Origin of the sequence: Lapillicoccus sp. (assembly GCF_036559105.1) — a bacterium.
Classification (GTDB): domain Bacteria; phylum Actinomycetota; class Actinomycetes; order Actinomycetales; family Dermatophilaceae; genus Lapillicoccus.
In genome coordinates, this window is the sequence record NZ_DATBTV010000004.1 from 12,545 (window position 1) to 36,181 (window position 23,637).

General features: G+C 71.1%; 22 protein-coding genes and 3 pseudogenes. 9 read left to right on the forward strand and 16 right to left on the reverse strand.

Annotated elements, in window-relative coordinates; translation table 11 throughout:
* Positions 1 to 76: 76 nt before the first annotated feature.
* Together VIG79_RS00270 and VIG79_RS00275 are read left to right on the forward strand one after the other, a co-directional pair.
* Positions 77 to 418, forward strand: a complete 342-nt coding sequence (locus VIG79_RS00270) for a metalloregulator ArsR/SmtB family transcription factor (RefSeq protein ID WP_331880625.1) — start codon at positions 77 to 79, stop codon at positions 416 to 418.
* Positions 419 to 476: 58 nt separating this feature from the next.
* On the forward strand, positions 477 to 1,109 hold the full coding sequence (locus tag VIG79_RS00275) for an alpha-ketoglutarate-dependent dioxygenase AlkB (RefSeq protein WP_331880627.1): 633 nt from the start codon (positions 477 to 479) through the stop codon (positions 1,107 to 1,109).
* A 95-nt stretch (positions 1,110 to 1,204) separates the two neighbouring features.
* Here the strand turns inward: VIG79_RS00275 and VIG79_RS00280 are convergent, their stop codons facing one another.
* Together VIG79_RS00280 and leuA are read right to left on the reverse strand one after the other, a co-directional pair.
* Positions 1,205 to 2,182, reverse strand: coding sequence for a lactonase family protein (locus tag VIG79_RS00280; protein WP_331880630.1), 978 nt, complete (start codon positions 2,180 to 2,182; stop codon positions 1,205 to 1,207).
* Positions 2,179 to 3,918, reverse strand: coding sequence for a 2-isopropylmalate synthase (gene leuA, locus VIG79_RS00285; RefSeq protein WP_331880676.1), 1,740 nt, complete (start codon positions 3,916 to 3,918; stop codon positions 2,179 to 2,181). The genes VIG79_RS00280 and leuA overlap by 4 nt, the downstream gene beginning before the upstream one ends.
* Before the next feature lie 240 nt (positions 3,919 to 4,158).
* Here leuA and VIG79_RS00290 point away from each other — a divergent pair, with 240 nt between their 5' ends.
* Complete coding sequence (locus VIG79_RS00290) at positions 4,159 to 4,914, forward strand: DUF1707 SHOCT-like domain-containing protein (protein WP_331880632.1); 756 nt, start codon at positions 4,159 to 4,161, stop codon at positions 4,912 to 4,914.
* Between the two features lie 13 nt (positions 4,915 to 4,927).
* Here the strand turns inward: VIG79_RS00290 and VIG79_RS00295 are convergent, their stop codons facing one another.
* On the reverse strand, positions 4,928 to 6,412 hold the full coding sequence (locus VIG79_RS00295) for a serine hydrolase (RefSeq protein ID WP_331880634.1): 1,485 nt from the start codon (positions 6,410 to 6,412) through the stop codon (positions 4,928 to 4,930).
* A gap of 87 nt (positions 6,413 to 6,499) precedes the next feature.
* Here VIG79_RS00295 and VIG79_RS00300 point away from each other — a divergent pair, with 87 nt between their 5' ends.
* A complete protein-coding gene (locus VIG79_RS00300) occupies positions 6,500 to 7,705 on the forward strand; it encodes a M4 family metallopeptidase (protein ID WP_331880637.1) in 1,206 nt (401 codons plus the stop codon).
* 80 nt (positions 7,706 to 7,785) lie between these two features.
* Here VIG79_RS00300 and era read toward each other — a convergent pair whose 3' ends face one another.
* The 7 genes and pseudogenes from era to VIG79_RS00335 form a co-directional block, all read right to left on the reverse strand.
* Positions 7,786 to 8,754 (reverse strand): GTPase Era, encoded by a 969-nt coding sequence (gene era, locus VIG79_RS00305; protein ID WP_331880639.1) that lies wholly within the window; start codon positions 8,752 to 8,754, stop codon positions 7,786 to 7,788.
* Positions 8,744 to 10,066 (reverse strand): hemolysin family protein, encoded by a 1,323-nt coding sequence (locus VIG79_RS00310; RefSeq protein ID WP_331880641.1) that lies wholly within the window; start codon positions 10,064 to 10,066, stop codon positions 8,744 to 8,746. Before VIG79_RS00310 ends, era begins: the two co-directional genes overlap by 11 nt.
* Positions 10,067 to 10,074: 8 nt before the next feature.
* Positions 10,075 to 10,551 (reverse strand): rRNA maturation RNase YbeY, encoded by a 477-nt coding sequence (gene ybeY, locus VIG79_RS00315; RefSeq protein WP_331880643.1) that lies wholly within the window; start codon positions 10,549 to 10,551, stop codon positions 10,075 to 10,077.
* Positions 10,548 to 10,916, reverse strand: a pseudogene (locus VIG79_RS00320) (PhoH family protein); the annotation flags it as partial. The pseudogene VIG79_RS00320 and the gene ybeY, both read right to left, overlap by 4 nt.
* A gap of 240 nt (positions 10,917 to 11,156) precedes the next feature.
* A pseudogene (locus VIG79_RS00325) lies at positions 11,157 to 11,999 on the reverse strand (LAGLIDADG family homing endonuclease); the annotation flags it as partial.
* Positions 11,988 to 12,728 (reverse strand): annotated as a pseudogene (locus VIG79_RS00330) (PhoH family protein); the annotation flags it as partial. The pseudogenes VIG79_RS00330 and VIG79_RS00325, both read right to left, overlap by 12 nt.
* Positions 12,729 to 12,793: 65 nt before the next feature.
* Positions 12,794 to 13,126, reverse strand: a complete 333-nt coding sequence (locus tag VIG79_RS00335) for a histidine triad nucleotide-binding protein (RefSeq protein WP_331880646.1) — start codon at positions 13,124 to 13,126, stop codon at positions 12,794 to 12,796.
* A gap of 82 nt (positions 13,127 to 13,208) precedes the next feature.
* Here VIG79_RS00335 and VIG79_RS00340 point away from each other — a divergent pair, with 82 nt between their 5' ends.
* Complete coding sequence (locus tag VIG79_RS00340; RefSeq protein WP_331880649.1) at positions 13,209 to 13,757, forward strand: RNA polymerase sigma factor; 549 nt, start codon at positions 13,209 to 13,211, stop codon at positions 13,755 to 13,757.
* Positions 13,754 to 14,857, forward strand: a complete 1,104-nt coding sequence (locus VIG79_RS00345; protein WP_331880652.1) for a Gmad2 immunoglobulin-like domain-containing protein — start codon at positions 13,754 to 13,756, stop codon at positions 14,855 to 14,857. Before VIG79_RS00340 ends, VIG79_RS00345 begins: the two co-directional genes overlap by 4 nt.
* Before the next feature lie 15 nt (positions 14,858 to 14,872).
* Here VIG79_RS00345 and VIG79_RS00350 read toward each other — a convergent pair whose 3' ends face one another.
* The 3 genes from VIG79_RS00350 to hrcA form a co-directional block, all read right to left on the reverse strand.
* Positions 14,873 to 15,616 (reverse strand): 16S rRNA (uracil(1498)-N(3))-methyltransferase, encoded by a 744-nt coding sequence (locus VIG79_RS00350; RefSeq protein WP_331880654.1) that lies wholly within the window; start codon positions 15,614 to 15,616, stop codon positions 14,873 to 14,875.
* Between the two features lie 165 nt (positions 15,617 to 15,781).
* On the reverse strand, positions 15,782 to 16,906 hold the full coding sequence (gene dnaJ, locus VIG79_RS00355) for a molecular chaperone DnaJ (RefSeq protein WP_331880656.1): 1,125 nt from the start codon (positions 16,904 to 16,906) through the stop codon (positions 15,782 to 15,784).
* 31 nt (positions 16,907 to 16,937) lie between these two features.
* Positions 16,938 to 17,987 carry a heat-inducible transcriptional repressor HrcA gene (gene hrcA, locus VIG79_RS00360; RefSeq protein WP_331880658.1) on the reverse strand — a complete coding sequence of 350 codons (1,050 nt, stop codon included), beginning with the start codon at positions 17,985 to 17,987 and terminating at the stop codon, positions 16,938 to 16,940.
* Between the two features lie 166 nt (positions 17,988 to 18,153).
* Between hrcA and VIG79_RS00365 the strand changes: the two genes are divergently transcribed.
* On the forward strand, positions 18,154 to 19,032 hold the full coding sequence (locus tag VIG79_RS00365) for a DUF3097 domain-containing protein (protein ID WP_331880660.1): 879 nt from the start codon (positions 18,154 to 18,156) through the stop codon (positions 19,030 to 19,032).
* An 88-nt stretch (positions 19,033 to 19,120) separates the two neighbouring features.
* Complete coding sequence (locus VIG79_RS00370; RefSeq protein WP_331880662.1) at positions 19,121 to 19,519, forward strand: DUF4870 domain-containing protein; 399 nt, start codon at positions 19,121 to 19,123, stop codon at positions 19,517 to 19,519.
* Between the two features lie 30 nt (positions 19,520 to 19,549).
* On the opposite strand, the gene hemW is transcribed toward VIG79_RS00370, so the two are convergent.
* Both hemW and VIG79_RS00380 read right to left on the reverse strand, forming a co-directional pair.
* Entirely contained in the window at positions 19,550 to 20,782 is a 1,233-nt protein-coding gene (hemW, locus tag VIG79_RS00375) for a radical SAM family heme chaperone HemW (RefSeq protein ID WP_331880664.1), read from the reverse strand.
* A gap of 21 nt (positions 20,783 to 20,803) precedes the next feature.
* Positions 20,804 to 22,060: an MFS transporter gene (locus VIG79_RS00380; protein ID WP_331880666.1), complete on the reverse strand. Its 1,257-nt coding sequence runs from the start codon at positions 22,058 to 22,060 to the stop codon at positions 20,804 to 20,806.
* Positions 22,061 to 22,409: 349 nt separating this feature from the next.
* Between VIG79_RS00380 and VIG79_RS00385 the strand changes: the two genes are divergently transcribed.
* Complete coding sequence (locus VIG79_RS00385; protein ID WP_331880668.1) at positions 22,410 to 23,240, forward strand: tyrosine-protein phosphatase; 831 nt, start codon at positions 22,410 to 22,412, stop codon at positions 23,238 to 23,240.
* A 43-nt stretch (positions 23,241 to 23,283) separates the two neighbouring features.
* On the opposite strand, the gene VIG79_RS00390 is transcribed toward VIG79_RS00385, so the two are convergent.
* Positions 23,284 to 23,637: LPXTG cell wall anchor domain-containing protein (locus tag VIG79_RS00390; protein WP_331880670.1), on the reverse strand; the 354-nt coding region annotated here is incomplete at its 5' end.

Below are 23,637 nucleotides of genomic sequence, written 5' to 3' on the forward strand. Positions count from 1 at the left end.
ATGCATCGACATCTGTCGATGGACGATGCTGCCTCACCCATCGATGCCTGTCAATATGTATGCGATAGTGGGACCCATGGCCCCCACGCCGCTGCCGCTGCTCGAGGACTGCTGCTCCCCGGTCGTGGGGCAGGTCATCAGCCCCGCCGAGGCCGAGACGCTCGCGACGTCCCTCAAGGCCGTGGCCGACCCGGTGCGTCTGCGACTGATCTCCCTCGTCGCCGCGCACGCCGACGCGGAGGCCTGCGTCTGCGACCTCACCGACCCGGTCGGGCTGTCGCAGCCGACGGTGTCGCACCACCTCAAGGTCCTCGTCGACGCCGGCATCTTCACCCGGGAGCAACGCGGCCGCTGGGCCTACTACCGTCTGGTCCCCGACACCCTGTCGCGCATCGCCCGCCTGCTCACGACACCCTGACCTCGTCCGGACGCACGTCGTCCGAACACCTGTTCGACTGCTGGGCTACAGTGTCGGGATGTCGTTCGCGATGCAGGGGTCGCTGCTCGACCTCGATGACGGCCTGACCCTCCACGAGCTCTCCGACGGCCTCGTCCGGACCGAGCTCGGTTCCGGTGCCTGGGTGGACCTCCGCCCGGCGTGGCTCACCGGTGGCGACGCCCTGTTCGACGGTCTGCATCACGGCGTGCCGTGGCGGGCGGAGCGTCGGCAGATGTACGACAACGTCGTCGACGTCCCACGCCTGACGAGGTTCTACGACGTCGACGAGGCACTGCCCCATCCGATGCTCACGACGGTTCGCGATGCGCTGAGCGACCACTACGAGCCCGAGCTGGGCGAGCGTTTCGTCACGGCGGGGCTGTGCCTCTACCGCGACGGCCGCGACAGCGTCGCCTGGCACGGCGACCGCATCGGCCGGTCGACGAGCGAGGACACCATGGTGGCGATCCTCTCGGTGGGCAGCCCGCGCCCGCTGATGCTGCGCCCCCGCAACGGTGGAGCCGCCAGCCAGCGGCTGCCGCTGGGGCACGGCGACCTCGTCGTCATGGGCGGCTCCTGTCAGCGCACCTGGGACCACGCGATCCCGAAGACCACGAAGGAGGTCGGCCCGCGCATCTCGATCCAGTTCCGCGTGCGGGGCGTCCGCTAGCCGGCGGATCCCCGCGGCCGGACCTCGCCGACGGGAGTCGAGCCGGATTCGAGCCGGGATTCGGGGCGGGAGTCGAGGCGGGAGTCGAGGTGAGGTCAGCCGGGCAGTGGTGCGCAGCAGGTCGGAGCCGGCCAGTCCACGACGTCGACCACCGCCCACCCCTCGCGACGTCGTCGCAGGAGGGCGACCCCGTCCGAGCGCTCGTTCGCGACCAGCACCTCACCGTCGACCACACCCATCCACCGCGGCCACGACCCACCACACGACACCGATCCGTCCATCCGCAGGCCGATGCCCGCCCGCGTCAGCACGGCCACCGTGTCGTCGCCACGGTTGGACGCGAGGACCTCGCCGCCGACGAGCACGAGCTCGGCCGCGGTGTTCTGACCCGCCGCGTCCGGCCGCCGCGAGGACACCGTCTCCCCCGGTGTGAGGACCAGCCCCGCCACGTCGCATACCGTCACCGTCGAGGAGAGCTCGCCGAGCACGTAGGCGGTGGCCCCGTCGAGCACGAGGTGTCTCGGGCCCGAACCGACCGGCATCGCCGACCTCGCCACCTCCGTCAGCCGGCCGTCGTCGAGGTGGTAGCCGACCACCGCGTCCAGCCCGAGGTCACAGACCAGAAGCCCACCGTCGACGAACACCACCTGGTGAGCGTGCGGGCCGTCCTGGCGGTCGGCCTGCGGACCGTGGTGACCGCGATGCTCGACGAGATCCGTTCTCGCCCCGAGAGATCCGTCGCCGTGCACCGGATGGACGCTCACCGAACCCGACGTGTAGTTGGCCGTCACCAAGCACCGACCGTCCGGGCTCAGGGCCAGGTGGCACGGGGCGGCACCGCCGGTCGACTGCTGGCCCAGCGCCGGCCACGGCGGGTCGTCGGTGACCGCCCACGTACCCACCCGACCGTCGTCACCCTCGAGCGCCGCGTACACGAACCGTCCGTCCGGCGAGGCGATGACGAACGAGGGGCTGGGCGCCGGCGCCACCTCGGCCGGTGGGCCGAAGCCCTGCGGCCCGAGGCGGACCAGACCCAGCGCGGACCCGAACCCACCGAGGACGAGACGCGTCACGATTCGTCGAGCGCGTCCCGCTCGGCCCGGTTGACGGCCGACACGACGGCCTTGAGCGAGGCCGTGACGATGGACGAGTCGAGTCCGACGCCCCAGAGCACCCGGTCACCCACGGCGCACTCGACGTAGGCGGCCGCTCGCGCGTCGCCACCGGCGGACAGCGCGTGCTCCTGGTAGTCCAGGACGCGCACGTCGACGCCGAGACCGGACAGGGCGTCGGTGAACGCCGCGATCGGTCCGTTGCCCGTGCCCTGCGCGACGACGTCGTTCCCCTTGTCGGTCAACGTCACCGAGAGGCGACTGCCGCCGTCGACGGTCGAGTCGGAGTGCACCGACATCAACCCGAACCGGCCCCAGGCCTCCGGTGGTGACGGGAGGTACTCGTACTCGAACCGCTCCCACAGCTGCGCCGGTGACACCTCGCCACCGTCGTGGTCGACTCCCCGCTGGACCACGCCGGAGAACTCGATCTGTAGTCGGCGCGGAAGGTCCAGGTGGTGCTCCGACTTCATGATGTAGGCGACGCCACCCTTGCCGGACTGGCTGTTCACCCGGACGACGGCCTCGTAGCTGCGGCCGATGTCATGGGGGTCGATCGGCAGGTACGGGACAGCCCAGACGAACTCGTCGACCGTCTTACCGGCCTCGGCGGCGTCGTGGTCCAGCCACTCGAAGCCCTTCTTGATGGCGTCCTGGTGCGAGCCGGAGAAGGCCGTGAACACGAGGTCACCGCCCCACGGATGACGCTCGCCGACCGGCAGCTGGTTGCAGTACTCCACCGTGCGACGGATCTCGTCGATGTCGGAGAAGTCGATCTGGGGGTCGATGCCCTGCGAGAAGAGGTTCATGCCCAGGGTCACCAGGCAGACGTTCCCCGTCCGCTCGCCGTTGCCGAACAGGCAGCCCTCGATGCGGTCGGCACCGGCCAGGTAGCCCAGCTCGGCGGCCGCGACGCCGGTGCCGCGGTCGTTGTGCGGGTGTAGCGACACGACGACCGACTCGCGCCGCTCGAGGTGCCGGACCATCCACTCGATCGAGTCCGCGTACACGTTGGGCGTGGCCATCTCGACCGTGGCCGGGAGGTTCACGATCAGCTTGTGGTCCGGCGTGGGGTCGATGACGTCGATGACCGCGTTGCAGATCCGGACGGCGAAGTCCTGCTCGGTGCCGGTGTAGGACTCGGGCGAGTACTCGTAGTAGACGTCGGTGTCGGCCACCGTCTCCTCGAGCTTGCGACACAGCCGCGCGGCCTGGACCGCGATGTCGATGATCCCCTCCTGGTCGAGACCGAACACCACCCGCCGCTGGAGGACCGAGGTCGAGTTGTAGAAGTGGACGATGGCCTGTTTGGCGCCGCGGATCGCGTCGAAGGTGCGGTGCACCAGGTGGTCCCGGCACTGGGTGAGCACCTGGATGGTCACGTCGTCCGGGATGTGGTGCCCCTCGATGAGCTCGCGGACGAAGTCGAAGTCGGTCTGGCTCGCCGACGGGAACCCGACCTCGATCTCCTTGTACCCCATCCGGACGAGCAGGTCGAACATCCGCTTCTTGCGCTCGGAGTTCATCGGGTCGATGAGCGCCTGGTTGCCGTCGCGCAGGTCGACGGCGCACCACCGCGGCGCGCTGGTGATCCGCTTGGTGGGCCAGGTCCGGTCCGGCAGGTCGACGGCGATCTGCTCGTGGAACGGTACGTACCGGCCGAACGGCATCCCCGAAGGGGTCTGGGGGTGGAGCACTTCTCTCACGTCCTCGTGTTCGCTGGAGCTGCTGCTGGTTCTCAGCCGGACACGACGAGCTCCGCGACGAGGGAGGCCGAGTGTCTAGGCCTCGTCGCGGCAGCGAAGGAGGAGGAGCGCCGAACGCACAGGCCGAGGGTATGCCCGTGCCTCGCGACGCGTCCAGCCCGCCCGCCGGGCGCCCGGATCCTGAGACCGGCGCCCCGGCGGCGGGCGCGCTCCCTCTCGTACGATGTGGGGGTGACTGACGCGGGAAGCCTGCGCGTGGGCCATGACGAGCGAGAACAGCTCGTCCACGTGCTCATGCAGCAGTATGCGGAGGGCCGGCTCACCGCCCCCGAGCTCGACGACCTGTCCGGCCGCGCGCGCCAGGCGCGGACCTACGCGGACCTGGACCGCCTGGTCGCGGACCTGCCGGTGCCGCCGCCGTCGGCCGGCGTCCGGCAGACCGCCGCCACCGCGAACCTCGCCCGGCTGGGCCAGGACCCGGACCACCGGCAGTCGATCACCGGTGGGATGTCGAGCTACGTGCGGCGTGGGGTCTGGACCGTCCCCGCATACCTCTCGCTCAACGCCGGAATGGCGACCGTGAAGCTCGACTTCCAGCAGGCGATCTGTCCCCACGGGGTGGTCGACATCGCCGTGTCCGCCGGCGTCGGCTCGGTGGTCCTCGTCGTCCCGGAGGGCTGGGCGGCCAACACCGACCAGGTCGGCAAGGGCATCGGAGCCGTCTCCAACACGGTGGACGCCATCCCGCAGCCCGGTAAGCCGCTGCTCATCCTCCACGGCACCTCGATGGCCGGGACGGTCCGGGTCCGCTACCCGACCCGACGCGATCGCTATCTCATGCGCCGGAACGTCAAGCGGCTCAAGGCCGGCAGCTCGTCGAGCTCTGGAGTCGAGACCGGCCCGGGGTCGGCGTTCGGCGGCTCGGCGACGGGGACCGGGACGCCCCAGGACGCACCGCAGTGGGGCGTGACGGACCGTCGCTACTGACGGTCGCGCCCCGTCACCAGGGCAGGTGAGCCTCGAGGGCGGCCCCCGAGAGGGGCGGGGCGTTCCACCACGCCTCTAGCCGAGAACCGTTGCCGCGCATACGGATCCGATGCGGGGTCTCGATGAGCACGAGGTCGGCCTCGAAGGTGTCCGGAGCGGTCCAGCCGCCGCGGCAGACCACCGGCGTCGGGCCGACCGGAGGCGCTCCCCGCGACCCGCGCGAGACCCCGGACGCCTGGCCCAGCAGACCTTCCGTCCACCGGTCGTGCCCGCAGAGGACGGCAAGCTCCGCCGACGGCAGCCGCAGGCTGAGCAGGTGGTCGGCGCCGTCGCGGATCACGGTCAGCTCGGTGCCCGGGGCGAGCGGCTGGTCCGCTCCTCGCTCCTCGACGACGAACGTGCGGGGCCCGTCGGGACCCTCGTGGCCGGCCTCGACCACAGGGAGCACCAGAGCCTCGAGGCGCGCGGCCAGCCGGGCCGACGCCGCCTCCTCGTCGTCAGCGGGGGTGCGGTCCAGCGCCGGGAGCAGGCGCTCCCAGAGCACGTCGAGGATGGCCTGCATGTCGTCCACCCGGGCCGTCGTGGCGACGACCAGGTCGGCCTCGGGGACCACGATGCAGAACTGGCCGTGCGCTCCGTCGCCACGGAACCCGTGCCGGGCCATCCAGTACTGGTAGCCGTAGCCCTGCCGCCAGTCGAGCGGCCCGTTCGGGTCGTTGTCGTTGTCGATGTGCTTCCGGGTGGCCAGGCCCACCCACCCGTCCGGCAGGATGCGCTGCCCGTTCCACTGCCCGTCCTGGAGCAGCAGCTGGCCGAAGGACGCGATGGACTCGGTCTGCAGGTGCAGGCCGGTGAACCCGAGAGCGACACCGTGCCCGTCGATGTCCCAGCGGGCGGCACCGATGCCGAGCGGGTCCAACAGCCGCGGCCGGAGGTAGGCGAGCAGCGGCTGGCCGGTGCGCTCCTCGACGATCGTGGCGAGCGCATACGTGGTCGCGTTGTTGTAGGCGTGCCGGGACCCGACCGGCTCCTCCGGTGGGATGCGCAGGAAGGCCCCGACGGGGTCGTCGGCGTCGAGGCGGTGGGCGCGCTCCAGGGTGTCCTCGCGGTGGCCGGTCGACATCGACAGCAGGTGGTGGACGGTCAGCTGCGCAACCGATGGGTCTACGTCGTCCGGCGCGTGGTCGGGCAGGAGGTCGACGACGCGGTCGTCCAGCCGGAACCGTCCCTCGGCGACGGCGAACCCGACCGCGGTCGAGGTGAACGACTTGCTCAACGAGTAGAGCAGGTGGATGCGGTCGGCGGAGTACGGCGTCCACCACCCCTCGGCGGCCACGTGGCCGTGCCGCACGACCATGAGACTGTGCAGCTCCAGGCCGCGCGCCTCCCATCCGTCGAGCACGGCGTCCACGGCGGCGGCGGGGATGCCGACGTCGGCCGGTCGGGCGCGTAGGAGTCGGGTCGTGGTCGTGGTCGTGGTCGTGGTCGTCTCACTCATCGCCCTCCACCTTAAGCCGCTGTGAGTTCGCTCCGAGCCGGCCCTGCGGCGTTGCCGTTGTCGGTGGCGCGCGCCAGGGTGAGGTGCATGACGTCGATGCCACACTCCCCGAACCGCCCCGCAGTCGGCTGCGGGATCGTCCCGCCCGACATGCTGCGCCGGATCGCCGAGGGCGCCGGCCCCGACCACCCCGAGGTCCCGGACGACGCCGCCGCCGCGGCGCAGCGCACGTTGGAGGCGGACGTCCAGCTCCGCCAGCTGCGTGAGGTCGTGGCCGAGCGTGGGCGGGGCGACCTGCGTGGGCCGATCCCGGGTCTGCCGAACCTTCGTGAAGCCCCGGAGGTCCGCAAGCCGGCCACCGCCGCGCCGGTCGTGCAGCGCGCCGTCTACGACGCGCAGCACACGTCCACACTGCCCGGAAAGCTGGTCCGTGGCGAGGGCAAGCCCGCGACCTCCGACGACCCGGTCAACCGCGCCTACGACGGCCTCGGCGCGACGTGGCAGCTCTACTGGTCGGCCTTCCAGCGCGACTCGCTCGACGCCAAGGGGCTCGAGCTCATCGCGTCGGTGCACTACCAGGAGAAGTACGACAACGCGTTCTGGGACGGCCAGCAGATGGTGTTCGGCGACGGGGACGGCACCTACTTCAACGACTTCACCTCGAGCGTCGACGTCATCGGGCACGAGCTGACCCACGGCGTGACCCAGTTCACCGCGGGCCTCACCTACGTCACCCAGTCCGGTGCGCTCAACGAGTCCCTGTCCGACTGCTTCGGCTCGATGGTGAAGCAGCAGGTGCTCGGTCAGGACGCGGCGGACGCGGACTGGCTCATCGGCGAGGGACTGTTCACGGCGAAGGTCAACGGGGTGGCGCTGCGCTCGATGAAGGCACCGGGCACGGCCTACGACGACCCGGTGCTCGGCAAGGACCCGCAGCCGGCCGACATGGACGGCTACGTCACGCTGCCGGCCGACTCGCAGCACGACAACGGCGGGGTGCACACCAACTCCGGCATCCCCAACCGGGCGTTCTACCTCGCGGCCACCGGCATCGGCGGGACGAGCTGGGAGGGCGCCGGGCTCGTCTGGTACGACGTGCTCACGGGCAGCAAGGTCACCAAGGACATCGACTTCGCCGGCTTCGCGGCGCTGACGGTGGATGCGGCGAAGGCACGGTTCGGCGACGCGAGCACCCAGGCCAAGGCCGTCCAGGACGCCTGGCAGACGGTGAAGGTTCTCAAGGCGACCGCGAAGAAGACGAGCCAGAAGCCCAAGAAGAAGCCCAAGAAGTAGTAATCAGGGCGGTGACTTCCACCCCGCGGGAGGGGCACATGTCACCGCGCTGAACGGCAAGGGCGCGATCGCCGGGCGGTTCAGAACCCCAGTCGCTGCAGCTGTTTCGGGTCGCGCTGCCAGTCCTTGGCGATCTTGACGTGCAGGTCCAGGTAGACCGGCTGGCCGAGCAGGGCCTCGATCGCCGTGCGGGCCGTCGTCCCGACCTCGCGCAGCCGGGAACCACCGCGGCCGATGATGATGGCCTTCTGGCTGGACCGCTCGACGTAGACGTTGACGCGCACGTCGAGCAACGGCTTGCCAGCCGGCCGCCCCTCCCGGGGCACCATCTCCTCGACGACGACCGCCAGCGAGTGCGGCAGCTCGTCGCGCACGCCTTCCAGAGCGGCCTCGCGGACCAGCTCGGCGATCATCACCGCCTCCGGCTCGTCGGTGAGGACGCCGTCGGGGTACAGCTGCGGCGACTCCGGTAGGTGGTTCGACAGGACGTCGCGCACCTCCTCGACCTGGTCGCCGCGGGTCGCGGAGCACGGGATGATCTCGTCCCACGACCCGAGCTGGTCGATGGCGATGAGGTGCTCGGCGAGCTGGCCGCGATCCACGCGGTCGCTCTTGGTCGCGATGGCGACGACGGGCTTGTGCTTCACCCGCTGCAGCTCGGTCAGCTCGCGGGCGATGTAGGTGTCACCGGGCCCCGGCCGCTGGTCGGCCGGCAGGCAGAACCCGATGACGTCGACCTCGAGGAGCGTCTCGCGGACCAGGTCGTTGAGCCGCTGGCCGAGCAGCGTACGCGGCTTGTGCAGCCCCGGCGTGTCGACGAGGACCAGCTGCGCCCTCGGGCTCATCGCGATGCCGCGGATGGTGTGCCGGGTGGTCTGCGGCTTCGAGGAGGTGATCGCGACCTTCTGGCCGACCAGGGCATTGGTCAGCGTCGACTTGCCGGCGTTCGGGCGACCCACCAGACAGGCGAACCCCGCCCGGTATGCGAGTTCCGCGGCGGCGTCCGCGTCAGGGGCCGAGGGATCCGTACCACGCCGCTCATCCGTCATGTGCCTGCTCCCTCTCGAGGACCCGCCGGGCGAGCGGCTCGACGTCGTCGGCGTCGAGCGGATCCAACCGTCGCACGATCACGGTCGCGATCCGGTGACGTCGGCCGGCCATCTTCTCGGCGGTGAGCGACAGCCCGGCCACCGGCGCGTGCGACCCGGGGATCGGGACTCGCCCGATCGCCTTGGCCAGCAGACCGCCGACGGTGTCGACCTCCTCCTCCTCGATGTCGACGTCGAAGAGGTCACCGAGGTCGTCGATGCTCATTCCGGCCGGTACCCGGAACGCGCCGTCCTCCAGGTCCTGGACCGACGGCGACTCCTTGTCGTACTCGTCGTCGATCTCCCCGACGATCTCCTCGAGGATGTCCTCGATGGTGACCAGGCCGGCGGTCCCGCCGTACTCGTCGACGATCATCGCGAAGTGGTTCTGCTCCAGCTGCATCTCCCGGAGCAGGTCGTCGGCGGGCTTGCTCTCGGGCACGAAGTGCAGCGGGCGCATGACCTGGTCGACCGGCATGTGGGAGGCCTCGGGGTCCGCATACGTCCGCCGCACGACGTCCTTGAGGTAGAGCAGGCCCCTCGCGTCGTCGCTGTCGTCGCCGACGACCGGGATGCGCGAGAACCCGGAGCGGATGAACAGGGACATGGCCTGCCGGAGCGTCTTGTCCTGGCTGATGGTCACCATGTCGGTCCGCGGGACCATCACCTCGCGAACGACGGTGTCGCCGAGCTCGAAGACCGAGTGGATCATCTCCCGCTCCCCCTCCTCGATGACCGCGGTGTCACCGGCCATGTCGAGCAGGTCGCGCAGCTCCGCCTCGCTCTGGAACGGGCCGTCGCGGTAGCCCTTCCCCGGCGTGACCGCATTCCCCAGCGCGACGAGGACCCGCGAGACCGGACCGAGGACCTTGCGGAGGCCGACCGCGACCGGGGCGGCCCAGAGCGCGACGGTGTCGTAGTTCTGGCGTCCCAGGGTCCGCGGGGAGACGCCGACGACGACGAACGAGACGACGGCCATGATGACGATCGAGATGGTCAGCGCCCACCCGACGCTGTCCAGCAGGCTCAGGACGGCCACGGTGATGAACACCGCACACGTCGCCTCAGCGACGACGCGCAGGAACGCGAGCACGGCGAGGTATGCGGCGGAGTCGGCGACGACGGTGACCAGGGACAGCGACCCCGACCGGCCCTCCTCGGCCAGCTCGGCGGCGCGGACGCGCGACATCCGGAAGATCGCGGACTCGGCCGCCGCCAGGCTGAAGGCCACCACCACGCTCAGCAGCGCGAACAGCAGCATCTGGGCGAACATCTCGGCTCCTAGACCGGGCCGGTAGAAGAGCGGCCGCGGCCGGCGAGGAAGGTCAGCAGCAGCTGACGCTGCAGCTCGAACATCTCGCGTTCCTCGTCAGGCTCCGCGTGGTCGAAGCCGAGCAAGTGAAGGATCCCGTGCGTGGTGAGGAGCAGCAGCTCCTCGTCGGTGGCGTGCCCGGCGTCCTGGGCCTGCTTGGCCGCGACGCTCGGGCAGAGCACGACGTCGCCGAGCATGCCTTCGTCGGGCTCCTTGTCGTCACGCCCCGGACGGAGCTCGTCCATCGGGAAGCTCATGACGTCGGTCGGGCCGGGAAGGTCCATCCACTGCACGTGGAGGGTCTCCATGGCCGGCTCCTCGACGAGGGTGATGCAGAGGTCGGCCTGGGGATGGACCTTCAGCTCCCCCATGACGTAGCGGGAGAGCGCGACCAGCTCGGTGGCGTCGGCGGGGTACTCGGTCTCGTTGAGGACCTCGACGCTCACGGGGTGGCCGTTCGCGGCTCGTCGCGAACCGGCCGCCGGTGCTGCGTCCGCCGGCCGCGCCCATCCTCCCGGCGTTCGCGGCGGTCGGCGTCGGACCGGTCGTAGGCGTCGACGATGGCCGTGACCAGACGGTGGCGAACGACGTCGACGGAGGTCAGCTCGGAGAAGTGGATGTCGTCGACGCCGTCGAGGATGTGCCGGACCTGGCGGAGCCCCGACGTGGTGCCCTCGGGCAGGTCCACCTGAGTGACGTCGCCGGTCACGACCATCTTCGACCCGAAACCGAGCCGGGTAAGGAACATCTTCATCTGCTCGGCCGAGGTGTTCTGCGCCTCGTCGAGGATGATGAACGAGTCGTTCAGGGAGTTGTGAGTAACCACGAAGTCGTCGGTCACATACAGACTGTCGGCTGCCCCGACCTGGATGCAGACCGTCTCGCGCTCTCCGGCAGGGGTGACGGCGTGTACGTACCGCATCGGTCGGGTGACCGCCGTGGTTCCGTAGCGCGCACGCTTGCGCGCCAACCTGAACGGCTGAAGGCCCTCAGGGAGCCGAATGTCCAGGACGTAGGCGTCGTTGAGGTAGCGGACTTCCCGACCGTGGGCATACCCCGGAGTTCGACCCCATGCCGGTCGGGTCCGCCAGTAGGCGATCCCGCCCAACGATCGCACGAGGAACAGAACGTCGTCTCGAAGCCGGGGAGAGGTGGTCGTGTACTGGACGCGCGCGCGCCGCCCCGCCTGCATCACCGGGCCACCGTCGGTGTCGAGCAGGCCTTGCAGGACCGCGAGCCGGACCTCGACAGAGTTGTTGAGGTAGACCGTGGGTACGAACTTGTCTGACGACGTCATTCCGTCGAGACCCAGATCGCGGATCGTCTCCGTCGCCGGGTTCGCGACGATGACACCACCGCGACGGCCTTCCACGTGCCGCAGCACGTCGTTGTACCCGCCCCTGTACGTCAGCTCGATGCGGTCGAGGCCCGCCTCAAGCGCGGCGGCCAGCTCAGGGTCGGCTGTTGCGAACGACGGTGTGGTCGTCGTCGTGGTACAGCCGTCGCCGAGGAGGAGTCCGAGGCAGTACGGGTCGATCGCTACCGGCCTGGGGTCCATCTGTACCGCGCTCACGACAGGCAGCTCGAACCGGTGGAAGTGTCCTGCTCGCACTCGCCCGATCATGTCCTGGGTCTGCACCACGCGGCTCCGCCCTCGCCGTTTGTCGTCGCGAGTGGCCACCGTCCACAGGTGCTCGCCGCAGGCAAGGGTCGACGCGCCGTCCTGGGTCGTCACCCGATAGATCCGCTTCATGCCCTGTGGATAGACACCGAGGACGGGCGTTGGCCGCCCGTCCGATCCGGTGACGAGGTCACCGACGCGAAGGGAGCCGATGGTGCGAAAACCCTCTGGCGTCATCACCTGTGCATCGACCGGCTGCGCCCGACCGCGCATGTACGCCAGGGGGGCGACCTCGATGGTCCCGGCGGCCATCAGCCGCGGGATCGAGTCCGGGTCGACCATGTCGTGAAGGGCGTCGTAGAGCGGCCGCAGGTAGGGGTCGATCTTGTCGTTGAGGGTGCCTGGGAGGAACCCGAGCCGCTCCCCCGCCTCGACGGCCGGGCGGGTGAGGATGATCCGGGTGACCTGCTTCGCCTGCAGCGCGGCGACGGCCTTGGCCATCGCGAGGTAGGTCTTGCCGGTGCCGGCGGGGCCGATGCCGAAGACGATGGTGTGCTCGTCGATCGCGTCTACGTAGCGCTTCTGGTTCAGCGTCTTGGGCCGGATGGTGCGACCGCGGTTGCTGACGATGTTCATCGTCAGGACATCGGCGGGCCGCTCGCGGGTCTGGCTGCGCAGCATGGAGATCGACCGCTCGACGGCGTCGCGGTTCAGCGGCTGGCCGACATCGATGATGACGAGCAGCTCGTCGATGAGCCGCTCCACGAGGGCCACCTCCGAGCTGACGCCCCGCAGCGAGATCTCGTTGCCACGGACGTGCACGTCGAGCAGCGGGAACGCCCGCTCCATGGTCCGCAGCAGCTCGTCGCGGGGTCCGAGGAGCGTGACCATCGAGATCGAGGTCGGGATGGTGATGATGTGCGTCGGGACGGACGGGCTCGACGTGCTGAGGTCGAGGTCGTCGCGCTCACTCGGCGCGGAGGGATGGTCGGCGTCTGTCATCTTCCCGCCAGTTTACGTGCGCGACGGCACCCCGCCGAACTCAGATTGTCGCCGGCGTCCCGTCCTCAGCCGGGCGGCCAGGCCATCCGGCGGCCGCCGAGCACGTGCAGGTGAGCGTGGAACACCGTCTGCCCGGCGAGCTCCCCCGTGTTGGCGACCATGCGGAACCCGGCCTCGAGCCCCTCCTCCTCGGCCACGGACGCCCCCAGCGCGACGACGTCGGCCAGCTCCTCCGGGTACTCCGCGAGGGCGCCGAGGTTCTCGACGTGTCGCCGAGGGATGACGAGGACGTGCGTCGGCGCCTGCGGGTTGATGTCACGGAAGGCGACCGACTGTCCCGTCTCGCGGACGACGTCCATCGGGATCTTGCCCTCGAGCATGTCGCAGAAGAGGCACATGGGGACGATCCTCACGATCCTGGGCGGATCGTGTCAACGTGTCGGGCGGGTCGTGCGTCTACTCGTCATGGGACGGTTGGGCATGGCGGTTCGCCAGACGGACAGCGACTCTGCGTTGCCGGCCGACGAGGCGCTGACCGACCTGTATGCGATGCACTGGGCCGGCCTCGTCCGGCTCGGCGCGCTGCTGCTGCGTGATCGGAACCGCGCGGAGGAGGTCGTCCAGGACGCCTTCGTCGCCGCATACCCGCGTCTGGCGCGGCTGCGGCAGGAGGGGACGGCGCTGGCCTACCTGCGCCGCTCGGTGGTCAACGGCTGCCGGTCGGGGTTCCGCCACCATGCGGTGGAGGCGCGCTACCTCGCCTCGCAGGCCGGGTCGGCCGACGCGCTCGGACGGCTCACCGGGGAGAGCGCCGAGACCGCCGTCCTGCGTCACGACGACGACGAGGCGGTGCTCGACGCGGTCCACCGGCTCCCGCAGCGACAGCGCGAGGTCGTCGTCCTGCGGTACTACGCCGACCTCAGCGAGCGTCAGATCGCCGACGCGCTGGACATCTCCCCCGGCTCGGTGAAGGCGCACGCCCACCGGGCGCTCACGACCCTGCGCGACTCGCTGGAAGGTGCGCCATGACCGACCGTCACGATGTCGAAGGCCTCGAGGAGATCGAGGAGCGGCTGCGCGGTGCCCTGACCCGCGAGGCCGACGCGATCCGTCCCGACGACCGGCTCGGCGACATCCGCGCCGCGATGTCTCCCACCGCCGCTCGGCGGCGCTCGTGGCTGCCGCCGATCGCCGCCGCAGCCGCGGTCGCCGTGATGGCCGTCGGCGCGTGGGTCGCCCTGCGCCCGGCATCCGCTCCGGCGCCCGTCCCCGCGACACCGTCCATGACCGTCCCCGTGAGCCCCGTTCCCAGCCCGCCTCCGGGCGACTCCGGAACCGGCTCGGCGACCGGCTCGGCGACCTCGGCCACCAGTGCACCCGTGCCCACTGTCCCCGTTGGCCTGCCCGTCTACTACGTCGCGCCTCCGGGGTCGCCCGACGGCCACTACGCCCTGGTCCGGGTGTTCGTCCCAGGTCAGCTCCCCGTGGGAGCGACGGCCGCGCAGAAGGCCGACGCCGCTCTCGCCGCCGCCGTCACCGTGCCCGCGAGCACCCCGAACCGCTTCGTCGCCGCGTGGCCGACCGGCACCACGGCGACCTACGTCGCGCTGGCCGCGCCAGAAGTCGGGGTTCTGCTCAGCGGGCCGGGGGCCACCGGGCTTCCCGACGACGCGCAACGGCTGGCGGTGCAAGCCCTGGTGTGGACGGTCACCGCCGCGGTCCAGCAGGCCAATGCCCCGGTGGTCGTCACCGTCCCGGGCGGCCGCGTCTTCGACACGATGCCCTCCAACGTCTACAAGCGGCCGGCGGACGAGCGGGTGTTCACCGAGGTCGCCTCGATCTGGGTGGACAGCCCGTATGCGGGCCAGGCGCTGCCCGGCGGCAAGGCGGTGGTCGTGACCGGCCAGGCGTGCACCTTCGAGGCCAACGTCGTCTGGGAGCTGCGTCAGGGCGGTTCGGTCGTGAAGAAGGGCAACACCACCGCGTCCTCGGGCTGTCCGCAGCAGGGTTCGTGGACCGTCGACCTCGGGGTCCTGGCGGCGGGCCAGTACGAGTTCCGCGGGATCGAGGTCAGCGCCAAGGACGGCAGCGTCGCCTTCCAGGACATCGTGACCTTCTCGGTCGGCTGAGGGAGCGTCGCCGGCTCAGTGCCAGCGAGCGAGCGACGCCAGAACCGCCAGCGCCACGGGTCCGGCGGTCGACGAGCGCAGCACCTCCGGGCCGAGCCGGACCGGCCGGCCACCGGCAGCCACCAGGGCGGCCAGCTCGGTGTCGCTGATGCCGCCCTCCGGCCCGACCACCACGACGACGTCGCCGTGGTCGGGGAGGTCCACACCGGCCAGGGACTCGGTCGCGGTCTCGTGGAGAACCAGCGCGACGGCCGCGGTCGAGAGGCGCGCGGCGAGCTCAACGGTTCCGACCGGCTCGGCGACCACCGGCACCCGGGAGCGCCGCGACTGCTTGGTGGCCGCGACGCATACCGACTCCCAGCGGCGACGGCCCTTCGCCTCGCGCTCGCGGTCGCGCCAGACCACGACGCCGCGGGCGGCCTGCCACGGCACGACCTCGTCGACGCCGAGCTCGGTCGCCGTCTCGACCGCCTGCTCGTCGCGGCCGCCCTTCGCCAGCGCCTGGACGAGGACGAGGCGCAATTCGGGTTCGGGCTCGTCGACGACCCTCCCCAACCGCGCCGAGAAGGCGTCCCGCCCGGTCTGCGTGACCGTCGCCTCCGCCCGCCGGCCCCGTCCCCCGAGCAGCACCGTCTCGCCGGCGCGAACCCGGACCACGGTGACCGCGTGCCGCCCCTCGGCACCGCTGACCTTGATCTCGTCACCGGCGGACGCCGACGGCCAGTCCGCCCCGTCGACGAGGAACATCCGGTCGGTCATGCCCTCAATCCGACCACGCTCCGGCTCCCCCGTCCGTCAAGGCCGCGACGATTCTCGGTCCGTCAGACAGGCACTGCGGGCGGCTGCGGCAGCGACACGCCGACGAGCACGCAGGACACGCAGACTCCGAACGGGTTCTGCCGGTTCGACGGATCCCCGATGGTGTCAGCGGGTCTTGAAGGCGTCGCGGAGCTTGCCCATGAAGCCCTTCTCCATCGGCGCGAGCTTGCCGGCCGGCCGCTCCTCACCGCGCAGCGTCGCGAGCTGACGGAGCAGGTCCTCCTGCTCGGGCGTCAGGTGGGTCGGGGTCTGGATGTTGGTGTGGACGATGAGGTCGCCGCGGCCGCTGCCCCGCAGGTGGGTGACGCCCAGTGAACGCATGGTCAGGGTCTCGGCGGGCTGGGTGCCGGGCGACACGACGAGCTCGCGTTCCCCGTCGAAGGTCCACAGCTGCAGGGTCGTCCCGAGTGCGGCGGCGGTCATCGGCAGCTCCACCTGGCAGTGCAGGTCGTCGCCGCGGCGGGTGTAGATCGAGTGGGGACGGACCGCCACCTCGACGTAGAGGTCGCCGGCCGGACCCGCGCCGGGACCGACCTCCCCCTCGCCGGTGAGCTGGATCCGAGTGCCCGAGTCGACACCGGCGGGGACCCGCAGCTTCAGCGTTCGCCGGGTCCGGACCCGGCCCTGGCCCGAGCACTCGAAGCACGGGTGCTGGATGACGGTGCCGAAGCCCTGGCAGGCGTTGCACGGCCGGCTGGTCATCACCTGCCCGAGGAACGAGCGCTGGACGGTCTGGACCTCGCCGCGGCCGTTGCAGACGTTGCAGGACGAGGTGCCGGTTCCCGGCTGGGCCCCCGAACCCCCACACGTCCCACACGCCGCCGCCGTGTCGACGACGAGCTCCTCGTCGGAGCCGAACACCGCGGCAGAGAGGTCGATGTCCAGTCGAACCAGGGCGTCCTGGCCGCGCTGCTGACGGGACCGGGGACCTCGGGACGTCGCCGCCCCGGCACCGAAGAAGGCGTCCATGACGTCGCTGAACGTGAAGCCCTGACCGAACCCGCCCTCCCCGGCCATCGCGTAGGGGTCGGCGCCCAGGTCGAACGCGCGCTTCTTCTCGGGGTCGGAGAGGACGTCGTAGGCCTGGGAGATCTTCTTGAACTCCTCCTCGGCCTCCTTGCCCGGGTTGACGTCCGGGTGGAGCTTGCGGGCCAGCTTGCGGTAGGCGCGCTTGATCTCCTCCTCGGTCGCCGTGCGAGGGACGCCGAGGTCCTGGTAGTAGTCGTTCAACGAATGTCCTTGTCTGACAACAAAATCGGACTCAGGGTCCGAGGATCTCAGAGACGTAGCGGGCCACTGCACGCACCGTCGTCATCGCCGTGGGGTAGTCCATCCGGGTCGGACCGAGCACCCCGAGCCCGGCGACGACCTCCGAGCCCGCCGCATACCCGGTGGAGACGACGGACGTGGAGGTGAGCCCCCGGTGCGCGTTCTCGTGGCCGATGCGTACGGCCACCGCGTCGTGTCCGAGCCCCGTCCCTGTCTCGCTGCCCAGCGTACCCAGCAGCTTGAGCAGCACGACGTGCTCCTCCAGTGCCTCGAGCACCGGGCCGATGGTCAGCGGGAAGTCGGGCCCGAACCGGGCGAGGTTGGAGGTGCCGGCCAGCACCACGCGCTCCTCGCGCTCCTCCAGCAGGGCCTCGTCGAGCGCCCGGGCAACCGACCGCACCGTGTCGCGCTCGACCGGATCGAACCGGTCGGCCAGGGCCGACAGCCGGGCGGACGCCTCGAGGAACGGCCGCGAGGACACCTCGGCGTTGAGCTCCGAGCGCAGCCGTGCGACGAAGCTCTCGCCCCGCTCGCCGACCAGGTCGCCGTCGGTGGTGACGATCCGCTGCTCGACCCGGCCGGTGTTGACGATGACCACGACCATCAGCCGGTCCGACCCGAGGGGCACCAGCTCGATGTGGCGCACCGTGGACCGGGTGAGGCTCGGGTACTGCATCACCGCGACCTGCCGGGTCAGCGTGGAGAGCAGCCGCACGGTCCGGTCGACGACGTCGTCGAGGTCGACCGCGCCGGCGAGGAACGTGCGGATGGCCGACTTCTCGGCGGCGGACATCGGCTTGATCGAGCTGAGGCGGTCGACGAAGAGGCGGTACCCCGCGTCCGTCGGGACCCGTCCCGCCGAGGTGTGCGGTGCGTGGATCAGGCCCTCCTCCTCGAGGATGGCCATGTCATTGCGGACGGTCGCGGCCGAGACGCCCAGGTGATGGCGTTCGACGAGCGCCTTGGACCCGACCGGTTCGGAGGTCTGGACATAGTCCTGGACGATGGCCCGCAGCACGGCGAGCCGACGTTCCTCGCTCACGACGTCACCTCCTTCGACCGGTTCGCTGACGGGTTCCGCTCTCCTCAACGCGTGGCTGGCACTCCGGGTGCCAGAGTGCCAGTACCCGCCAAGTCTACGTCGTCGGCGCTGAACCGCCCGGCGCGTCGCAGACCGGCGCCGGTATGCGGGTGCCTACCCTCCCAGCGTGGACCGGTACGGAGCGGATGTGCTGAACGGCGACTGGCGTCGTCGCGGGCGGCCGGCCCCGGCGGAGGTCCCCGCCGAGCCGGGGCTCGTGGTCGAGGACGCCGGGACCGGCTGGTGCGGAGCCGTGACGCGGGTCGAGAAGGCCGGCGGTATGCAGGTGGTGCACCTCGAGGACCGGCGTGGGCGCACGCGCGGGTTCCCGCTGGGTTCGGGGTTCCTCGTCGACGGGCAGCCGGTCGTGCTCACCCCACCCCGGCGAGCGGCGGCCACCGTGCTGGCCGAGGCCCGGCGGGCGGAGTCCCGGACCGCGAGCGGGTCGACAGCCGTGCGTGGCCGGCGCGCCACGGTGGCGGCGGCCTCCCGGCTGTTCGTCGAGGGCCGGCACGACGCCGAGCTGGTCGAGAAGGTCTGGGGCGACGACCTGCGCGTCGAGGGCGTCGTCGTCGAGATGATGGACGGAGTCGACGACCTGCCCGCGGCGATCGCCGAGTTCGGTCCCGGCGCTGGTCGCCGGATGGGTGTCCTCGTCGACCACCTCGTTCCCGGGACCAAGGAGTCCGGGATCGTCGACGCCGTCCGGGCCCTGCCGGGAGCCCGCGGACACGTCAAGGTCCTGGGCCACCCCTACGTCGACGTCTGGCAGTCGGTGCGCCCCGCCCGGCTCGGACTGGACGCGTGGCCGGTCGTCCCCCGCGGCCAGGACTGGAAGCACGGGATCTGCGCGGCGCTCGGCTGGCCGCACGACAGCCAGGCGGACATCGCACTGGCGTGGAAGCGGATCCTCGGAAGGGTGCGCAGCTACGCCGACCTCGAGCCGACCCTCCTGGCCAGCGTGGAGGAGCTCATCGACTTCGTCACGGCTCCGGAGACACCCTGACCGGACCCTGAACTCGGCGGTCCGACGGAACAACGGCTCAAGCCACGACGTCACACTGGATGTCACGACCATCCGACCAGGGGAGACCATGTCCACCAACCAGCCCTACGGCCCCACCTCCGGCCACCAGGCCACCGGTGAGGAGAGGACCGCGAGCATCCTCGCCCACCTGTCGGCGATCATCGCGGCGATCCTCACCGCCGGGTGGCTGAGCTTCGTCGGCCCGCTCATCATCTGGGCGATCTACAAGAACCGCAGCCCCATGGTGCGCCAGGCGGCCGCCGGCTCGTTCAACTTCAACGTCGGCCTCTGGATCATGAACATCGTCGCGTGGATCTGCGTGTTCACGGTCCTGCTCATCCCGGTCGCCCTCGTGCTGTTCTTCATCGCGAACATCCTCATCTTCGTCTTCCACATCATCGGGGCGGTCAAGGCGAGCAAGGGCGAGGTCTACGAGTACCCGTTCCAGATCCGCATCCTGCACTGACGTGCGTGCTTCGTGCGCCGGCTCCTCCACTTACCCCAGGAGCCGGCGCACGACCGTGTCGGCCAGGAGGCGACCCCGCCGGGTGAGGCGCACCTGGCGGTCCCGGACCGCCGAGGGGCCGTCGACCAGCCCGTCGGCCACGAGGCCGGCGACCGCGGTCCGGCCCGACGGCTGCAGCCCGGTCACCGGTATGCCCCCGGCCAGCCGGGCGCCGAGCAGGACCCACTCGTCGTGCCGCTGCTCGTCGGTGAGGAGCTCGCGGGCGGCGGCGGGCGAGTCCCCGGCGGCCAGGCGGGAGGCATACGCCGCCGGGTGCTTGACGTTCCACCACCGCACGCCGCCGACGTGGCTGTGGGCGCCCGGTCCGACGCCCCACCAGTCGCCGCCGGCCCAGTACCCCTCGTTGTGGCGGCACCGGTACTCGGGTGACCGGGCCCAGTTGCTCACCTCGTACCACCCGTATCCCGCGGCCGTCAGGACGTCGTCGGCGAGCTCGTACTTGTCGGCCTCGTCGTCGTCCTCGGGTGCCGGGACGTCCCCACGACGCACCTGCGCCGCGAGCCGGGTCCCCTCCTCGACGACCAGCGCGTAGGCGGAGACGTGGTCGGGTTCGAGAGCGACCGCCGTGTCGAGGCTGCGGCGCCAGTCATCCAGAGACTCCCCCGGCGTGCCGTAGATGAGGTCGAGGCTGACGCCGAGCCCGGCGGTCCGGGCCCAGCCGACCGCGCGAGCGACGTTCGCGGGGTCGTGGGTCCGGTCGAGGGTCCGCAGGACGTGCGGTACGGCGCTCTGCATGCCGAGGCTCACGCGGGTGAAGCCGCCCGCGGCCAGCTCGGCCAGCGACGCGGCCGAGACCGAGTCGGGGTTGGCCTCAGTGGTCACCTCCGCCGTGGGCGACAGCCCGAACCGGTCCTGGATGCCGCGCAGCACCGCTACGAGGTCCCCCGGCGGCAGCAGCGTGGGGGTGCCGCCACCGACGAACACCGTCTCGACCTCCGGCACCCCGTCGCCGAGCACCCGCCGGGCCAGGTCGAGCTCGCACAGGGCGGCCGACGCATACGTGCCGAGGCTGGCGCCGGGCACGGAGCCGTCGCCCAGCTCCGTGAGCGTGTAGGTGTTGAAGTCGCAGTACCCGCAGCGGACCGTGCAGAAGGGGACGTGCACGTAGACCCCGAACGGCGCGCTCCCGAGCCGCGCGAGCGCCGCAGCGGGCAGCTCGCCGGAGGTCGGGGCGGGCTCGCCGTCCGGAAGGGCACTCGGCACGTGGACGAGTGTCCCAGCCGGTCAGCCGGTGTGCGTCGTCACCCCGTAGCGCGCGCGGGTGCGCAGCGCCCAGTCGCTGGCCGGCACGTTGCCCACTGCAGCCAGCAGGACGAGGCCACCCATGACCAGCCAGCCGGGCCCTCCCCAGTCGATGCAGAGGAAGGCCACCAGCGGCGGGGCCAGGATCGAGGCGAGCGAGAAGCTCATCCCGGCCAGGCCCTGGTACTGGCCCTGTCGCTCCTGCGGCGCCAGGCCCATCTGGACGCCCCACTGGCCGCCGGACCCGATCATCTCGCCGACACAGTGGACAGCGGCCCCGGCGAGCAGGAGGGTAGCGGCCGCCCACGGCGGCAGGCCGGCCGCGAGGGCGATGAGCGCGAACCCCGCCAGCACCCAGAACCCGGAGAACGCCATCCGCCGCGCCGCCTTGGGCACGGTGTCCGACCCCCGCGACAGCCGCACCTGGAACACCGCCACGGCGACGGTGTTGACGAGCATGGTGCCGGCCACCAGCCAGGTCGGCGCGCTCGTGTGGCCGGCGATCCACAGCGGGACGGCGAGCTCGATGACGAAGAAGTGCATCGCGTAGATCCCGGTGAGGATGCAGACGACGACGAACGGCCCGTCCCGCAGAGCGCCCAGTCGGGACTCACCCTGCACCCGGGCCGGCGCCGGTGCGAGGTGCGGCAACCGGGTGAGCACCAGCGCGGACACCAGGAAGCTCGCGCCGTTGAGGGCGAAGACCGACAGGTAGGCCCACGGCTGGTTGACGGCGAGGGCGAGACCCCCGAGCAGGGCGCCGACCGAGATCCCGACGTTGGTGACCGAGCGCAGGTACGCCTTGAAGGACACCCCCCGGCCACCGGTCGCGACCCGCGCGATGTAGCCCGAGCGGATGGCGCTCGCCCCGCGGTCGAAGAACGCCTCGACGGCGAGCACCAGCACGAGCCCGGCGAAGGAGCGGGCGACCAGGAGCCCGAGGGTGGCCATCCCCGCGGCGGCGGTCAACCAGACCAGCACCTCCCGCGGGCCGCGGACGTCGCCGAGGTGACCGAGGGGAACCTGACAGAACAGGGCGACCGCGGCGGCCACGGCCAGCGCCGCGCCGACCTGGGTCGGCGACAGCCCGATGACGTGCGTGAAGTACAGGGCGGACGTCGTCATGAGGGCGCCGTTGCCCATCGTATTGACCAGGGTGGCGACGGCGAGGACCCGCAGCGTGGGGTCGACGGGAACCCCTCTCCGGGTCAGCCGGTCGGCCTCGTCGACGGTCGTCACACTCGCAATATATCTCGACGTCAAGATAAATTCACCTGGACAGTCAAGCGGTTCGGCGTGTCGGGCGCGACACGCCGAGAGGCTGAAAATCCCCCGACGATTTTGCCGGGAAGCCCTTGCGGGGAGGCCTCGGGAGGGCCTAGAAATATCCCCACGCCACCGGTTCGCCGGAGGCGGACCGAAGATCTGAGGAGTCGAGTTCTCTTTCGGGAGAAGGAGATTCGCGGAACTTCGGGTGTGTGCGAGGGTCAAACCTCGGACACGAGCGGCGGGCTTCGGCTCGTCGTAGAAGGCCCCGGCGACTCATACTCTCCGGGGCCTTCGCCTTTCCCCGGTTAGGGTCGTCGACGTGACGACGACCCACGTTCCCGGATGGATCGAGCTCGACGGTGTCGACAACATGCGCGACGTGGGCGCTCTGCCGACGACCGACGGCGGCGCCGTCGTGGCGGGCCGCCTGATCCGGTCGGACAACCTCCAGGAGCTGCCACCCGCCTCGGTCCGCCACCTGGTCGACGACCTGGCGGTCACCGACGTCGTCGACCTGCGCACCGTGGTGGAGGTCGCCAAGGAGGGCGACGGGCCGATGCTCGCGGAGCCGGGTGTCCGCATCCATCACCACACGCTCTACACCGAGGACACCAAGGAGACCGGGATCCCGGCCGGCGAGCGCAAGCTGCCCTGGGAGGCGGACCGCAACATGGGCACGGCCGCCAAGGTCCGCCCTCCGCACAAGGAAGAGCAGAAGCACGACGCGTACTGGTCGCAGCACTACCTCGGCTACCTCGACCGGCGCCCGGACTCGGTCGTCGCGGCGCTCCGGGCGATCGGTGAGGCCGACGGCGCCGTGGTCGTCCACTGTGCCGCCGGCAAGGACCGGACGGGGACAGTCATCGGGCTGGCACTCCTCGTCGCCGGAGTCACGCCGGAGGCGGTGATTGCCGACTTCGCGGCCTCGGCCGAGCGCGTCCCCCGCATCATGCAACGGCTGGCCCGGCATCCGGTCTACGCGGCGAACCTGGAGGGCAAGACCGTGGCGCAGCAGGCCCCTCGCGCCGAGACGATGCGCCTCCTCGTGGAGGCGCTCGACCGCGAGGGCGGACCTGAGACGTGGCTGAGGCGGCACGGCTGGACCGACGACGACACCCAGCGCCTACGCGCCAAGCTGCTCACGCCCTGACGGGGAGGGTGGCCGGGCCACCCTCCCCCGCAGGGTCTGATCGCTAGGCGACGCGGCGCCGTCGTGAGAGGACCAGGGCGGCCGTCCCGAGCAGGAGCAGCAGCCCGGCCCACCACAGGACCGGCAGGAGGTCGGCGCCGGTCTTCGGCAGCTCAGGCGGGACCACACCCGGCGGCGGCGTCTGGTGGTTCGTCGTGCACGTCGTGCACGTGCCCCCTGGACCCGGTGTGGCGACGTTCTTCACCGTGACGTTGTAGGCGTCGCTGTTGAGCTTGACCTGGTACGTCAGCGTTGCCGTGTCGCCCTTCGCGGCCAGCGTGGGTATCTGCCACGTGAGGAAGGTGCCGGCCAGCGTGGCGCCGTCCGGAACCGCGACGAGCGTGCCGTGAGCGAGCAC

Excerpts from the sequence above, each read along its gene's own strand:
- VIG79_RS00270 (WP_331880625.1), top strand. The coding sequence starts at position 77 with ATGGCCCCCACGCCGCTGCCGCTGCTCGAGGACTGCTGCTCCCCGGTC.
- VIG79_RS00295 (WP_331880634.1), bottom strand. The coding sequence starts at position 6,412 with ATGAGTGAGACGACCACGACCACGACCACGACCACGACCCGACTCCTA.
- VIG79_RS00370 (WP_331880662.1), top strand. The coding sequence starts at position 19,121 with ATGTCCACCAACCAGCCCTACGGCCCCACCTCCGGCCACCAGGCCACC.
- VIG79_RS00350 (WP_331880654.1), bottom strand. The coding sequence starts at position 15,616 with ATGACCGACCGGATGTTCCTCGTCGACGGGGCGGACTGGCCGTCGGCG.
- VIG79_RS00335 (WP_331880646.1), bottom strand. The coding sequence starts at position 13,126 with ATGTGCCTCTTCTGCGACATGCTCGAGGGCAAGATCCCGATGGACGTC.
- era (WP_331880639.1), bottom strand. The coding sequence starts at position 8,754 with ATGACGGATGAGCGGCGTGGTACGGATCCCTCGGCCCCTGACGCGGAC.
- VIG79_RS00345 (WP_331880652.1), top strand. The coding sequence starts at position 13,754 with ATGACCGACCGTCACGATGTCGAAGGCCTCGAGGAGATCGAGGAGCGG.
- VIG79_RS00300 (WP_331880637.1), top strand. The coding sequence starts at position 6,500 with ATGACGTCGATGCCACACTCCCCGAACCGCCCCGCAGTCGGCTGCGGG.
- VIG79_RS00340 (WP_331880649.1), top strand. The coding sequence starts at position 13,209 with ATGGCGGTTCGCCAGACGGACAGCGACTCTGCGTTGCCGGCCGACGAG.
- VIG79_RS00275 (WP_331880627.1), top strand. The coding sequence starts at position 477 with ATGTCGTTCGCGATGCAGGGGTCGCTGCTCGACCTCGATGACGGCCTG.
- VIG79_RS00310 (WP_331880641.1), bottom strand. The coding sequence starts at position 10,066 with ATGTTCGCCCAGATGCTGCTGTTCGCGCTGCTGAGCGTGGTGGTGGCC.